The organism is Bacteroides sp. D2, assembly GCF_025147085.1.
Taxonomy (GTDB): domain Bacteria; phylum Bacteroidota; class Bacteroidia; order Bacteroidales; family Bacteroidaceae; genus Bacteroides.
The window spans coordinates 2344796-2358805 of record NZ_CP102261.1 but is presented as its reverse complement, the minus strand read 5'-3'; the positions used below and the strand labels follow the sequence as shown (position 1 = coordinate 2358805).

At 38.3% G+C, this 14010-nt stretch carries 23 protein-coding genes; 1 reads left to right on the top strand and 22 read right to left on the bottom strand.

Annotation, left to right across the window (positions count from 1 at the left end):
* Positions 1 to 173 precede the first annotated feature (173 nt).
* Positions 174 to 818 carry a DUF6563 family protein gene (locus NQ505_RS08150; RefSeq protein ID WP_008997832.1) on the bottom strand — a complete coding sequence of 215 codons (645 nt, stop codon included), beginning with the start codon at positions 816 to 818 and terminating at the stop codon, positions 174 to 176.
* A 318-nt stretch (positions 819 to 1136) separates the two neighbouring features.
* Here NQ505_RS08150 and NQ505_RS08145 point away from each other — a divergent pair, with 318 nt between their 5' ends.
* Positions 1137 to 2951, top strand: coding sequence for a MutS family DNA mismatch repair protein (locus tag NQ505_RS08145; protein WP_008997831.1), 1815 nt, complete (start codon positions 1137 to 1139; stop codon positions 2949 to 2951).
* A 151-nt stretch (positions 2952 to 3102) separates the two neighbouring features.
* Here NQ505_RS08145 and NQ505_RS08140 read toward each other — a convergent pair whose 3' ends face one another.
* The 21 genes from NQ505_RS08140 to rplN all read right to left on the bottom strand — a co-directional run bounded on the left by NQ505_RS08140 (position 3103) and on the right by rplN (position 14009).
* Complete coding sequence (locus tag NQ505_RS08140) at positions 3103 to 3645, bottom strand: hypothetical protein (protein ID WP_004310879.1); 543 nt, start codon at positions 3643 to 3645, stop codon at positions 3103 to 3105.
* 112 nt (positions 3646 to 3757) lie between these two features.
* The gene (locus NQ505_RS08135) at positions 3758 to 4153 is read right to left on the bottom strand and encodes a hypothetical protein (RefSeq protein ID WP_008997830.1); all 396 of its coding nucleotides are present in this window, start codon (positions 4151 to 4153) and stop codon (positions 3758 to 3760) included.
* 147 nt (positions 4154 to 4300) lie between these two features.
* Entirely contained in the window at positions 4301 to 4804 is a 504-nt protein-coding gene (gene rplQ, locus NQ505_RS08130) for a 50S ribosomal protein L17 (RefSeq protein WP_004313458.1), read from the bottom strand.
* A 3-nt stretch (positions 4805 to 4807) separates the two neighbouring features.
* Positions 4808 to 5800: a DNA-directed RNA polymerase subunit alpha gene (locus NQ505_RS08125; protein WP_004296325.1), complete on the bottom strand. Its 993-nt coding sequence runs from the start codon at positions 5798 to 5800 to the stop codon at positions 4808 to 4810.
* An 11-nt stretch (positions 5801 to 5811) separates the two neighbouring features.
* Positions 5812 to 6417, bottom strand: a complete 606-nt coding sequence (gene rpsD / locus NQ505_RS08120) for a 30S ribosomal protein S4 (RefSeq protein WP_004296326.1) — start codon at positions 6415 to 6417, stop codon at positions 5812 to 5814.
* Positions 6418 to 6535: 118 nt separating this feature from the next.
* Positions 6536 to 6925, bottom strand: a complete 390-nt coding sequence (gene rpsK, locus NQ505_RS08115; protein ID WP_004296327.1) for a 30S ribosomal protein S11 — start codon at positions 6923 to 6925, stop codon at positions 6536 to 6538.
* A gap of 11 nt (positions 6926 to 6936) precedes the next feature.
* Entirely contained in the window at positions 6937 to 7317 is a 381-nt protein-coding gene (gene rpsM / locus NQ505_RS08110; protein ID WP_004296328.1) for a 30S ribosomal protein S13, read from the bottom strand.
* A 33-nt stretch (positions 7318 to 7350) separates the two neighbouring features.
* A complete protein-coding gene (ykgO, locus tag NQ505_RS08105; RefSeq protein WP_002558051.1) occupies positions 7351 to 7467 on the bottom strand; it encodes a type B 50S ribosomal protein L36 in 117 nt (38 codons plus the stop codon).
* Positions 7468 to 7475: 8 nt separating this feature from the next.
* Complete coding sequence (gene infA, locus NQ505_RS08100; RefSeq protein ID WP_002558052.1) at positions 7476 to 7694, bottom strand: translation initiation factor IF-1; 219 nt, start codon at positions 7692 to 7694, stop codon at positions 7476 to 7478.
* 1 nt (position 7695) lies between these two features.
* Entirely contained in the window at positions 7696 to 8493 is a 798-nt protein-coding gene (gene map, locus NQ505_RS08095) for a type I methionyl aminopeptidase (protein WP_008997829.1), read from the bottom strand.
* Between the two features lie 15 nt (positions 8494 to 8508).
* The gene (secY, locus tag NQ505_RS08090) at positions 8509 to 9849 is read right to left on the bottom strand and encodes a preprotein translocase subunit SecY (protein WP_004296330.1); all 1341 of its coding nucleotides are present in this window, start codon (positions 9847 to 9849) and stop codon (positions 8509 to 8511) included.
* 4 nt (positions 9850 to 9853) lie between these two features.
* Positions 9854 to 10300 carry a 50S ribosomal protein L15 gene (rplO, locus tag NQ505_RS08085; RefSeq protein WP_008997828.1) on the bottom strand — a complete coding sequence of 149 codons (447 nt, stop codon included), beginning with the start codon at positions 10298 to 10300 and terminating at the stop codon, positions 9854 to 9856.
* A 32-nt stretch (positions 10301 to 10332) separates the two neighbouring features.
* Positions 10333 to 10509: a 50S ribosomal protein L30 gene (rpmD, locus tag NQ505_RS08080; protein ID WP_004296332.1), complete on the bottom strand. Its 177-nt coding sequence runs from the start codon at positions 10507 to 10509 to the stop codon at positions 10333 to 10335.
* A 9-nt stretch (positions 10510 to 10518) separates the two neighbouring features.
* Entirely contained in the window at positions 10519 to 11037 is a 519-nt protein-coding gene (rpsE, locus tag NQ505_RS08075) for a 30S ribosomal protein S5 (protein WP_004296333.1), read from the bottom strand.
* Positions 11038 to 11042: 5 nt separating this feature from the next.
* Positions 11043 to 11387 (bottom strand): 50S ribosomal protein L18, encoded by a 345-nt coding sequence (rplR, locus tag NQ505_RS08070; protein WP_004296334.1) that lies wholly within the window; start codon positions 11385 to 11387, stop codon positions 11043 to 11045.
* A 21-nt stretch (positions 11388 to 11408) separates the two neighbouring features.
* Positions 11409 to 11978 carry a 50S ribosomal protein L6 gene (rplF, locus tag NQ505_RS08065; RefSeq protein WP_004296335.1) on the bottom strand — a complete coding sequence of 190 codons (570 nt, stop codon included), beginning with the start codon at positions 11976 to 11978 and terminating at the stop codon, positions 11409 to 11411.
* 15 nt (positions 11979 to 11993) lie between these two features.
* Positions 11994 to 12389 carry a 30S ribosomal protein S8 gene (gene rpsH, locus NQ505_RS08060; RefSeq protein WP_004296336.1) on the bottom strand — a complete coding sequence of 132 codons (396 nt, stop codon included), beginning with the start codon at positions 12387 to 12389 and terminating at the stop codon, positions 11994 to 11996.
* A gap of 52 nt (positions 12390 to 12441) precedes the next feature.
* On the bottom strand, positions 12442 to 12741 hold the full coding sequence (rpsN, locus tag NQ505_RS08055) for a 30S ribosomal protein S14 (protein WP_004296337.1): 300 nt from the start codon (positions 12739 to 12741) through the stop codon (positions 12442 to 12444).
* Positions 12742 to 12746: 5 nt separating this feature from the next.
* Positions 12747 to 13304, bottom strand: a complete 558-nt coding sequence (gene rplE, locus NQ505_RS08050; RefSeq protein ID WP_004296338.1) for a 50S ribosomal protein L5 — start codon at positions 13302 to 13304, stop codon at positions 12747 to 12749.
* The gene (gene rplX / locus NQ505_RS08045; protein ID WP_004296339.1) at positions 13304 to 13624 is read right to left on the bottom strand and encodes a 50S ribosomal protein L24; all 321 of its coding nucleotides are present in this window, start codon (positions 13622 to 13624) and stop codon (positions 13304 to 13306) included. Before rplX ends, rplE begins: the two co-directional genes overlap by 1 nt.
* Positions 13625 to 13643: 19 nt before the next feature.
* The gene (rplN, locus tag NQ505_RS08040; RefSeq protein WP_004296340.1) at positions 13644 to 14009 is read right to left on the bottom strand and encodes a 50S ribosomal protein L14; all 366 of its coding nucleotides are present in this window, start codon (positions 14007 to 14009) and stop codon (positions 13644 to 13646) included.
* Between the last annotated feature and the right edge of the window lies 1 nt (position 14010).

Below are 14010 nucleotides of genomic sequence, written 5' to 3'. Positions count from 1 at the left end.
TTATCCAAACGGACTAATAGGGCTTTTATTAAAATGGATAGCGGATTTTTCCATTAAATCAAAGCTATGAGTTCTGTGTTATTTGCATAATCCGCACCCTAATCATATCACTATGACCATGATTGTATTATGAACATACTCTTTCTCTGCTATACCAACAGAGATCGACAAAATTACTTTTTTTGTTTATTCCGCAACTCCAACAAATATTTAAAGGTATGCTTCGCCTCCTGACTATCATCTTTCAAATATGCCTGTTTCAGTTCCGGATAATTCTTCAATAATTGAAGCATTTTATCTTTTCCTAGAAAATCGACTTTTCCTGTTTCACCATTTAGCTCATAACAGACGCGTTTCGTAACCAAACTTGAAGCGGCAAGAGCATCGCCAATATTCCCTCCCAGTTTTACGTCATCCTCTTCTACAAAGTTTCCTCCGATAACCGAACCTAGAGGCATGGCACAAAAATAGATATTTTTACCCAATTGAACGGCAGGGGCATACCATGCTCCAAAGCGTAACTTTTTATAGCGCAACTTACGACAATTCAAATATAAATATCCTTTTTCGTCACGCACGGCAAAACAACGCTTCTTCAAGCGTCGACACATCGACTCGTCATCACCGGCCGTTATCCGGTAATCAGCCCCTCCTGTCAATACAATCTGATTTCTGGAACGTTTTTCTACACGCAACACGGCTGTGGTATCACCATGTTGAGCCAGCAACTCTTTCAGGTTGGAATAAATAATATTCTGCGCAATTAACGGAAGGCTAATCACGCTTATCAGCAAACATAAGATACATCCTTTCTTCATAAGCATCCTCCTTTCCTGTCTAACGCCTTTTCGAGTGGAAAGTTATAAATTTTAGCGGATAAATGCAAGAATGAGGAAAGAAATATTGAAAAAAAGCTGCTATCAGGAAATGCCCCCTACTCTTATTAAACGGAAACAGAACTTATATACCCCATTCCTTACAGCTAGTAAAGGCATTATCCAGACAAGTCATAATATGAGCTTGTTATTCCTTTCTATCTTCCGTTAATAAACAGTAAATCTGCTCTCGACAAAAACAAGCTCTTATCCCGACCGTCATGAATTATATTACCTTTGTGGAAAAGAATTAAATTTGTCATGGAAAAACAAGAACAGATCATTACTACATATCAGCAAATCATTCAGAAAACAGAACTGGAGTTACAGAATGCACGGAAACGTATCTATTATATCAGTCTTCTCCGCCTGATCTTATTCGTAGGAGCTGTAGCAAATGCCATTATCTTTTGGTCTGATGGGTGGCTATGTCTCTCTGCTTTCGCTATCTTACCTTTTATCTTATTCATCTGGCTGGTAAAACGCCATAATTTCTGGTTCTACCGAAAAGACTTTCTGAAAAAGAAAATAGAAATCAATGAGCAGGAGCTACGCGCCATGCAATATGACTTTTCTGATTTTGATGATGGAAAAGAATTTGTTAATCCATCTCATCTCTACACTCTTGATTTAGACGTATTTGGCGAACATTCTCTTTTCCAATACATCAACCGCACTGCAACGCCTATTGGCAAACTGCATCTTGCAAACTGGTTCAATGCGCATCTGGAAAACAAAGAAGCTATTGAACATCGCCAGGAAGCTATACATGAATTGTCCACAGACTTAGAATATCGCCAACAAATCCGCTTGCTCGGCTTACTCTATAAAGGAAAACCTGCCGATACCACCGAAATCAAAGAATGGGCAAACAGTCCAAGTTATTATCGGAAGCGTACACTTCTACGCATCCTCCCGACAGCGGTAACGATCATTAATTTCTTATGTATAGGTCTAGCCATTTTAGGTATTATCTCGGCCAGTATTGCAGGAGGAGTGTTTGTTGGCTTTGTATTATTCAGCACTATTTTTTCTAAAGGAATCACTAAACTACAAACGACCTACGGAGAAAAGCTACAAATTCTTTCGACATACGCTGACCAGATTCTTCTCACTGAACAGAAAGAAATGCAAAGTCATATACTGCAAAAGTTAAAAACGGAACTTACAAGTCAGAATCAGACCGCTTCTCAAGCAGTACGCCAGCTTTCAAAACTGATGAACGCGCTCGATCAACGAAGCAATCTGCTAATAAGCACGATACTCAACGGACTAATATTCTGGGAGCTGCGCCAAGTGATGCGAATCGAGAAGTGGAAAGAAATCCACGCATCCGACCTTCCTCGCTGGATAGAAACCATCGGAGAAATTGATGCTTATTGTTCTCTGGCAACATTCGCATATAATCATCCGGATTATATCTATCCTACCATTGCTGCTCAATCTTTCCATCTGCAGGCTGAAGCTTTAGGGCATCCTTTAATGGATCGCAACAAATGTGTACGCAACGGAATAGACATTGAAAGACGTCCTTTCTTTATTATTATCACAGGAGCCAATATGGCAGGAAAAAGCACGTATTTACGTACTGTAGGAGTGAACTATCTACTAGCATGTATAGGGGCTCCCGTTTGGGCAAAGCGGATGGAAATATATCCGGCTCGCCTCGTCACTAGCCTTCGGACCAGTGACTCCTTAGCCGACAACGAATCTTATTTCTTTGCCGAACTCAAGCGACTTAAATTAATCATAGACAAGCTTGAAGCAGGAGAAGAACTTTTCATCATCCTTGATGAAATATTGAAAGGTACAAACTCTATGGATAAACAGAAAGGTTCTTTCGCCCTCATCAAACAATTCATGCACATGAACACCAATGGCATCATCGCCACTCATGACTTGTTGCTAGGAACTTTGGTGGACTCCTTCCCACAAAATATCCGGAATTACTGTTTCGAAGCTGACATTACGAACAACGAACTCACCTTCTCTTACCAAATGAGAAACGGAGTTGCGCAAAATATGAATGCCTGCTTTTTAATGAAGAAAATGGGGATCGCCGTCATTAACGACTAATCCCCTTCCTTGTATGAAAATCAAAGTTTTCTATTGCAGTAACATCCAAAACCTGCTTTATTTAGTAGCAGCAAACTGAATATAAAATTTCAAGCTACCTGTTTTAATGTGTCGGAAAAAACAAAGTTAAACAGGTTTTGTAGATATACTTTTACTGCATTTTACTTTTTGCCAGAAATGCTATTACCGCTGAAGCTTGTTCATCAGTGAAATACTGCACTGATGTTATTGGCTGATATGTATAAGGTATAAACTGGAATAACTGTACAGCTGCAAACTTTTTATCAGCAGAAAGTATCACATCCATACGTATATTACCACTAGCCTCACTCTTTATATTCGAACCTGCAGAGAATGAACCCGAATTCACAAGATTCCTCAAAGCATCCATGTGTTTCAAATCAAAGAATATACTATGCTCTTTAGCCACACTTTTGGTTGGCAAATAAATAACTTCTTTTGATTTCCAGAAGAGACGGAAAATCCCCATAAGGAATAAACCTGTTCCCAGAACCATCAAAGCCATACTAACCGTAGAAGACTTATCTTCCAATTCGAAAGTGGAAGCAAAAGCTAAAATACCAACCAATAACATTACAGAAGAAATTAAAACTCCTGAAACACTTGTACGTTTTGCGATATCGGGGTGTGAAGATGCGAAGATAGTAGCATCAATCGTTTGAGTAGTTGCCATAATATTTAAAGTTTAAATTATTAGTAAAAATATAAAGATAAAAAGGATATAGTCACCGGTATTACAGAAGATACCAGTAACCACAAAATAAACAATACCAATAAATAGACTACTAAATAATTATACGCCTCAAAGTATATACATAGTATTCACTTGATGGCTGGCAATAATAGGAAGTTGTTGTACCATAAATCCGCCCCCAGTGTTGTGAAAGTGAGTTATCACGATCAGCACAACATTGTAGCGCATTTTTTAAAGAAAAGAAATATTCTCCAAGTTGCACACGTTGAATACGTGTTACAGATATCTGATGGCTTTGCAAGTTGTTCAATTCAGCCACTGGCTTACCAGGAAGATCCGGTGCGCTGATTTCCCCATGCTGTCTCATTGCATATGTAATAGCACGCTCCTGCTCATCCACCACTTTCGCAGTAGAAACATTGCCTGCTATGCTATGAAAAGCAACAGTCAGCAACAGCAACAATATTACCTTTACAAATTTTGCCATATTCACCTGCAAATATAACAGATTCTCTCTATGAAAAGTTCTATTAAGATATATTTTAATGTATCTTAGTATTAGTAAACGGCAGACAAACAAAAAAGGCTACCCTCACAGGTAGCCTTTTTTATATCTATAAGAATAACTGTAAAATTATTCAGCTGATTCAGCTTTTGGTTCTTCAGCCTTAGGAGCTTCAGTTGCAGGAGCTTCAACAGCAGCAGGAGCAGCTTCAGCAGCTTTCTTCGAACGACGAGTACGAGTAGCTTTCTTAGCAACTTTTTCCTTAGCCATGTTTTCATTGTAGTCAACCAACTCGATGAAGCACATTTCTGCATTGTCACCCAAACGGTTACCAGTCTTGATAATACGAGTATAACCACCCGGACGATCAGCAATCTTAACAGAGATTTCTTTGAACAATTCTGTTACTGCAATCTTATCTTGCAAGTTGCTAAATACAACACGACGAGAGTTCGTAGTATCTTCTTTAGACTTAGTAATCAAAGGCTCAACAAACTTTTTCAAAGCTTTCGCCTTTGCAACAGTCGTAGTGATTCTTTTGTGCTTGATCAAAGAGCAAGCCATGTTAGATAACATAGCGCTTCTATGAGAAGCAGTACGACCTAAATGATTGAATTTTTTATTATGTCTCATTTTTTATTCTTTATCTAATTTATATTTAGAAATGTCGGTTCCAAACGACAGATTCAGACTTTCCAGCAAATCATCAAGCTCGGTAAGCGATTTCTTTCCGAAGTTTCTGAATTTCAGCAGGTCAGTTTTGTTGAATTGTACCAAGTCGCCGAGAGTTTCTACGTCAGCAGCCTTCAAGCAATTGAGGGCACGAACTGACAAGTCCATATCAACGAGTTTAGTTTTCAACAGCTGACGCATGTGCAATACTTCTTCATCAAACTCTTCATTGCCATCAGTATCATTACTTTCAAGCGTGATCTTCTCGTCAGAGAACAACATGAAGTGATAAATCAGAATTTTTGCAGCTTCTTTCAGCGCTTCTTTCGGATGTATAGAACCGTCGGTACTAATTTCAAGTACTAGCTTTTCGTAGTCAGTCTTCTGTTCTACACGGAAGTTTTCTACAGCATACTTGACATTACGTATCGGTGTATAAATAGAGTCGATTGGAATCACATTAACATCCGTGCAATACTCGCGATTCTCATCAGCAGGTACATAACCACGGCCCTTGTTAATTGTAATATCAATCTGCATAGTTGACTTAGAATCTAAATGACAAATAACTAATTCCGGATTTAACACTTCAAATCCAGTCAAATACTTACCTATGTCACCTGCTTTAAATTCACTGGAATTCTCGACAGTGATGCTCACTTTTTCGCTCTCGAACTCTTCAACTACTTGCTTGAATCTCACTTGTTTCAGATTCAAGATAATGTTGGTAACATCCTCTTTTACTCCAGGTACACTAGAAAATTCATGCTCCACACCATCGATTCTGATAGTAGTGATAGCAAAACCCTCTAATGAAGAAAGAAGGATTCGGCGTAATGCATTACCTACAGTAATACCAAAACCCGGTTCCAACGGACGGAATTCGAATTTACCGAATCTGGAGTCCGCCTCCAACATTAATACTTTATCAGGTTTTTGAAATGCTAATATCGCCATGAAATTAATTATTATTTAGAATACAATTCAACGATCAAATGTTCTTTAATGTTCTCAGGAATGTCTGCTCTTTCAGGTATGTGCAACATTTTACCAACCTTAGAAGCTTCGTCCCATTCCAACCAAGCATACTTGCTATGATTGAAACCTGCAAGAGAATTAGCAATTACTTCCAAAGATTTAGATCTTTCACGAACACCAATCAATTGTCCTGGTTTTACTGCAAATGAAGGGATGTTTACCACTTCACCATCTACAGTAATGTGCTTGTGACTAACCAACTGACGAGCAGCAGCACGTGTAGGAGCAATTCCCAAACGGAATACTACGTTGTCAAGACGGCCTTCCAGCAATTGAAGGAGTACCTCACCGGTAATACCTTTAGCAGTAGCTGCTTTTTCAAACAAATTGCGGAATTGTTTTTCTAAAACTCCATAGGTGTATTTAGCTTTCTGCTTTTCACGAAGTTGCACACCATATTCAGAAGTTTTTCTTTTTCTTGAATTACCATGTTGTCCGGGAGGATAGTTCTTCTTTGACAAAACTTTGTCAGCTCCAAAGATTCCTTCACCGAATTTACGGGCTATTCTCGATTTTGGTCCAGTATATCTAGCCATTTCTTTTAAATATTTAATTGTTTATTCATGAACTTAATTTGTTGCAGCCGCGATTACAGAGAGAAATTAAATGTAATCCAAAAACAAAATCAAGATCATTGTGTAAGTTAAAGGTAAATTAAACTCTACGTCTTTTCGGAGGACGACAACCATTATGTGGAAGCGGAGTCACGTCAATGATTTCAGTAACTTCGATACCAGCACCGTGGATAGTTCTAATAGCAGACTCACGTCCGTTACCTGGACCCTTCACATATGCTTTTACCTTTCTCAGGCCAAGATCAAATGCAATCTTTGCACAATCCTGGGCAGCCATCTGAGCTGCATAAGGAGTATTCTTTTTAGAACCTCTAAATCCCATTTTACCAGCAGATGACCAAGAGATAATCTGCCCTTCACTGTTTGCAAGAGAAACAATAATATTGTTGAAAGATGAATGAACATGCAACTGTCCATTAGCGTCTACTTTCACATTTCTCTTTTTAGCTGCAACTGTTTTTTTTGCCATATCAACAATTATTATTTAGTAGCTTTTTTCTTATTAGCAACGGTTTTCTTTCTACCTTTACGAGTACGTGCATTGTTCTTAGTGCTCTGACCTCTAACAGGCAGACCAATACGGTGACGTACACCACGATAGCAACCAATATCCATTAATCGCTTAATGTTCAATTGGATTTCAGAACGAAGATCACCTTCCACTTTATACTCTGCACCGATAATCTCACGAATCTTAGCAGCTTGATCATCTGTCCAGTCTTTAACCTTCAGATCTTTATCTACACCAGCTTTATCTAAAATTTTTGCTGAACTACTGCGACCTATTCCATATACATAGGTCAACGCAATTTCACCTCTTTTGTTCTGAGGTAAATCTACACCAACTATTCTTATAGCCATATACTTAATTATTTTTTTTGCAAAAATAACAAATTATCCTTGACGTTGTTTATACTTAGGATTTTTCTTGTTAATAACATACAAACGGCCATTACGTCTAACGATCTTACATTCTGGCGTGCGTTTCTTTAATGATGCTCTTACTTTCATATCTTATTTTATTTATATCTAAACACAATTCTTCCTTTCGATAAGTCGTAAGGAGACATTTCGACTCTCACTTTATCTCCCGGCAAGATCTTGATGTAATGCATCCGCATCTTACCTGAAATATGTGCAGTAATCTCATGTCCGTTTTCTAATTCAACACGAAACATTGCATTTGACAATGCTTCAACTATAACTCCATCTTGTTCTATTGCAGATTGCTTTGCCATATTATATTGCTTTATCTCCTAAAACTTCTTCTATGAATTTGAATGAAGACAAAATATCAGCTTCACCAACTCCAACAGCTATCGTATGTTCAAAATGTGCAGCACATTTACGATCTCTGGTCCTCACAGTCCATCCGTCACGTTCCATAATCACTTGTCGATCTCCCAATGTTATCATCGGCTCTATCGCTATGCAAAGGCCTCTTTTCATCAAAGGTCCATATCCTCTTTTACCATAATTAGGCACTTGAGGATCTTCGTGCATCTCTTTACCAATGCCATGACCAACAAACTCACGCACTACACCATAAGAGTGAGACTCACAATATTGCTGAATAGCATACCCGATGTCTCCGATTCTTTTGCCTTGCACTGCGTTCTGAATGCCAATATATAACGCTTCTTTAGTTACCTTCAACAAGTTACGAATTTCTTCGTCCACCTCTCCTACACAAAAAGTATAAGCAGAATCACCACAAAAACCATTCATATAAGTTCCGCAATCCACTGATACGATATCGCCATCTTTCAGTACAATATCCCCTGGGATTCCATGTACAACCTGTTCATTAACAGAAGTACAAAGAGATGCGGGAAATGGTTCTCCATATTGATTCGGAAATCCTTTGAAAGTTGGAGTTGCCCCATGATCTCTAATGAACTCTTCAGCAACCTTATCCAACTCACGTGTAGTTACACCAGGCTTCACCAGTTTGGCAACCTCTGCAAGAGTTTTACCAACAAGCAGGTTACTCTGACGGAGCAATTCTATTTCATCTTCTGTTTTAAGAAATATCATTTCTAATCTAAAGAATTAATATGCCGCTACACCAGCGCGTCCTTTAATACGACCAGATTTCAACAGACCATCATAATGTCTCATCAACAAATGACTTTCAACCTGTTGCAGTGTATCAAGAACAACACCTACAAGAATTAACAAAGATGTACCGCCGAAGAATTGAGCAAATCCTGCTTGCACTCCGAATATACCGGCAAAAGCAGGCATAATAGCAACTAAAGCCAAGAAGAAAGAACCCGGCAAAGTAATACGAGACATTATATCATCAATATACTCTGCTGTTTTCTTTCCCGGTTTAATACCAGGGATGAAACCATTATTTCTCTTCATATCCTCAGCCATCTGAGTCGGATTAATTGTAATTGCAGTATAGAAATATGTAAATAATATAATCATTACCGCAAAAACAAAATTATACCAGAAACTTGTATGATCTGTAAACGCATGCAAGAAACCGCCCGCATCATTTACATTTGAAAAACCGATAAACGTAATTGGAATAAACATGATTGCCTGAGCAAAAATGATAGGCATAACACCAGCAGCATTCACTTTTAAAGGAATGTACTGTCTAGCACCACCATATTGCTTGTTACCAACAATTCTTTTTGCATACTGTACAGGAATCTTTCTTGTACCTTGTACCAAAAGAATAGCAGCACCAATCACTAATAACAAGAATACGATTTCAATTATAAACATGATCAAACCACCACTCTTATTTGCTACTCTTGATACAACTTCTTGCAACAAAGCATCAGGGAAACGAGCGATAATACCAATCAAGATGATAAATGAAATACCGTTACCAATACCTTTATCAGTAATTCTTTCACCAAGCCACAAAATAAACATACTACCTGCTGCCAAAATAATGGTAGAGGTAACCATAAACAGAGTCCAATCTAATGAAGCATTTAAGGAAGGGCCAGCCTGCATTTTAAGATTGAGCAAATAAGAAGGGGCCTGAACTAACAATATAGCAATCGTCAAATAACGAGTATATTGATTCATTTTTCTTCTGCCGCTCTCACCTTCGCGTTGCAGCTTCTGGAAATACGGCACAGCGATTCCCAACAACTGGATTACGATAGATGCAGAGATATAAGGCATGATTCCTAATGCAAAAATAGAGGCATTAGAAAATGCTCCTCCAGAGAACATATTTAACAAGGCTAAAAGGCCTTCACTTGTTTGTTCGTGCAATTTTGCCAGCATTGCCGGATTGATACCCGGTAATACGACATATGATCCGAAACGGTAAATTGCCACAAACAATATGGTGATGAGGATCCGCTGTCTCAGATCCTCAATCTTCCATATATTCTTTAATGTTTCAATAGCTTTTCTCATTGAATCAGAGTTTTACTACAGTTCCACCAGCAGCTTCAATAGCAGCAGTTGCAGTCTTAGAGAATGCATGAGCTTCTACTTCCAGCTTGCTAGTCAGAGTTCCGTTACCCAATACTTTTACCAACTGATTTGAAGATATAAATCCTGCTTCGATAAAGTCGTTTACACCAATTTTTGCCAAGCTCTTAGCTTCAGCAAGTTTCTGGATAGTATCCAGATTGATGGCTTTATATTCTACACGATTGATATTCTTGAAACCAAATTTAGGAACTCGACGTTGAAGAGGCATCTGACCACCTTCAAAACCGATCTTCTTAGAGTATCCAGATCTTGATTTAGCTCCCTTATGACCTCTTGTAGAAGTACCGCCTAAGCCAGAACCAGTTCCACGTCCAATTCTTTTTCTTGTCTTAGTAGATCCCTCTGCAGGTTTTAAATTACTTAAGTTCATATTGTAATTTCGTTTTATTATTCAACAAATAATTACTTAACAATGGCAACCAAGTGTTTTACTTTATCTACCATCCCAAGAATTGAAGGAGTGCTTTCGTGTTCAACCACACGGTTCAGTTTACGAAGTCCCAGTGCATCGAGAGTTCTTTTCTGATCAGCTGGAGCACCAATTCTACTTTTAACTTGTTTAATCTTTATAGTTGACATATCTCCTCCTTATCCTCTAAATACTTTTTCAACACTAATACCTCTGTTCTGAGCAACCATTCTTGCATCACGCATTTCACTCAAAGCTTCGATTGTAGCTTTAACAAGGTTGTGCGGATTTGAAGAACCTTTAGATTTAGCCAAAACGTCAGTAACACCAACACTTTCCAATACAGCACGCATAGCACCACCAGCTACAACACCGGTTCCGTGAGATGCAGGTTTGATGAATACTTCAGCACCACCAAATCTAGCTGATTGTTCATGAGGAACAGTACCTTTCAAAATAGGCACTTTCACCAGGTTCTTTTTAGCTGATTCAACACCTTTAGCGATAGCAGCTGTTACTTCACCTGCTTTACCAAGTCCCCAACCAATGATACCTTCTTCGTTACCTACAACAACGATTGCAGAGAAACTAAAAGTTCTACCACCTTTGGTAACTTTAGTAACACGATTAATAGCAACTAATCTATCTTTCAGTTCTATATCGTTAGTAATCTTAACTCTATTATTAACTCCTGCCATAATGATTAAAATTTAAGTCCACCGTTACGAGCAGCATCAGCTACTTCTTTTACTCTCCCATGATACAAGTAACCATTACGGTCGAAAACAACAGTAGTTATACCTGCTTCCTGAGCCTTTTTAGCAATCATTTCACCCACTTTAGCAGCTTGTTCTTTTTTAGCAACTTTATCAGTCAAACCTAAAGAAGAAGCGGCAGCCAGTGTCTTACCAGAAAGATCATCGATAATCTGGACATAAATTTGCTTGTTACTTCTAAATACACTCATACGCGGACATTCAGTAGTACCTGAAATTTTGTTGCGTACTCTATATTTGATCTTAACTCGTCTTTCTATTTTTGTTGTCATAATAATCTAATTTTATATGAATTACTTAGCGCCGGCTGATTTACCAGACTTTCTACGAATTACTTCGCCAACAAACTTAATACCTTTACCCTTGTATGGTTCAGGCTTACGGAAAGAACGTATTTTAGAGCAAACTTGACCAAGCAATTGTTTGTCACACGATTCCAATATAATAAGAGGATTCTTATTTCTTTCAGACTTAGTTTCAACTTTTACCTCAGCAGGTAATTGAATGAAAATATTGTGTGTATAACCTAAAGCAAGCTCAATGATGTTACCTTGGTTAGAAGCACGATAACCTACACCAACTAGTTCCAGTTCCTTCTTGTATCCTTCAGATACGCCCACAACCATGTTGTGAACCAAAGAACGATACAAACCGTGGAAAGCATGTTTTTGCTTTGGGTTATCAAGCATTTCTTTATCGTTTTCTGTTAAAGTTACGTGTCCGTCTTCAATGGCAACATTGATAGCAGGATTCACATATTGGCTCATTTCGCCTTTGGGTCCCTTTACGGTAACCACATTATCCTTCAGAGTGACTGTCACTCCAGCAGGGATACTAATGGGTAATTTTCCTATTCTTGACATTCTAATTCCTCCTAATTAATATACATAACACAAGACTTCACCACCGATCTTCAGTTCTGCAGCCTCTTTGTTAGTCATTACACCTTTGGAAGTAGATATTATAGCAATACCCAGCCCATTAATAACACGCGGCATATCTTTGTAACCAGTATACTTACGCATACCCGGAGAAGATATTCTTTCTAACTTTTTGATTGCGTTAACTTTGTTAACAGAATCATACTTCAAGGCAACCTTAATAGTTCCTTGAGGACCATCTTCTACAAACTTATAATTAAGAATGTAGCCTTTTTCAAAAAGAATCTTAGTGATTTCTTTTTTCAAGTTCGAAGCGGGAACTTCAACAACTCTGTGCTTTGCACCAATCGCGTTCCGCAACCTCGTTAAATAATCTGCTATTGGATCAGTCATATAAAAATAAATTAAATTAATCAGGACTACCCTGACAATATTTAAACAATAATTACCAGCTTGCTTTTTTTACGCCTGGGATCAGTCCGTTAGATGCCATCTCACGGAATTGAATTCTCGAAATTCCGAATTGACGAATATAACCTTTAGGACGTCCAGTCAGTTTGCAACGGTTGTGCATACGAATCGGATTAGAATTCTTTGGCAACTCTTGCAACTTCTGTGCAGCTTCAAAAGCATCAGCAGGATCACCTGTTCTTACGATTTGCTTCAAAGCAGCTCTTCTTTCGGCGTATTTGGCTACTAATTTAGCACGTTTTACTTCACGTGCTTTCATTGATTCCTTTGCCATATCTATTAGTCTTTTTTAGCGTTTTTAAAAGGTAAACCGAATTCCTTCAGCAAAGCATAACCTTCTTCATCTGTTTCCGCAGAGGTTACAAAGGTAATATTCATTCCGAGAATTCTTGTAATACTATCGATATTTATTTCAGGGAAAATGATTTGTTCCTGAATACCAAGGGTATAGTTACCTTTACCATCAAACTTACTTTCGATACCTTTGAAGTCACGAATACGAGGAAGAGCTACACGAACCAATTTTTCAAGGAATTCGTACATTCTTTCACGACGTAAAGTTACCATAACACCAATCGGCATTTTTTTACGCAACTTAAAGTTTGCGATATCTTTACGAGAAATGGTAGCTACAGCTTTCTGACCTGTGATAGCTGTCATTTCATTGATTGCAACTTCGATAATCTTCTTATCAGCAACAGCCATACCTAACCCTTGATTGATAACAATCTTCTTAAGTACGGGTACCTGCATTGTAGAAGAATACTGGAACTGTGATTTCAATGCAGGTGCTATACGCTCTGCATATTCTTTCTTAAGACTAGCAGTATTACTCATTACTTAATCTCCTCTCCTGATTTTTTAGAATAACGCACTAAAGTTCCTTCCGAACTCTTTTTTCTCCCAATACGCGTTGCTTTACCAGTTTTTGGATCAACCGGGTTCAAGTTTGAAATGTGGATAGAAGCTTCCTGCTTCACGATACCACCTTGCGGATTCTTAGCATTCGGTTTTGTGCTTTTAGATACCATATTGATACCTTCTACAAATGCACGTCCTTCTTTAACAAGAACCTTCAATACACGACCAGTTTTGCCCTTATCTTCGCCAGCATTTACGTAAACTGTATCGCCTTTTTTAATATGTAATTTACTCATTACTTAAATCTTTTACAAATTAAAGTACCTCAGGCGCAAGTGACACAACTTTCATGTTTGTAGCACGAAGTTCTCTTGCTACAGGACCGAAAATACGACTACCTCTAATTTCACCTGCATTATTCAACAACACGCAAGCATTATCATCAAAACGTATATAAGAACCATCAGGACGACGAATTTCTTTCTTTGTACGTACAATCAAAGCCTTTGATACTGCACCTTTTTTAACATCACTAGAAGGGATAACACTCTTCACTGAAACTACAATGACATCCCCCACTGAAGCATAACGACGACCTGTGCCACCCAAAACGCGGATACACAACGCCTCTTTCGCTCCACTGTTATCACATACTGTAAGTCTGGATTCTACTTGTATCATA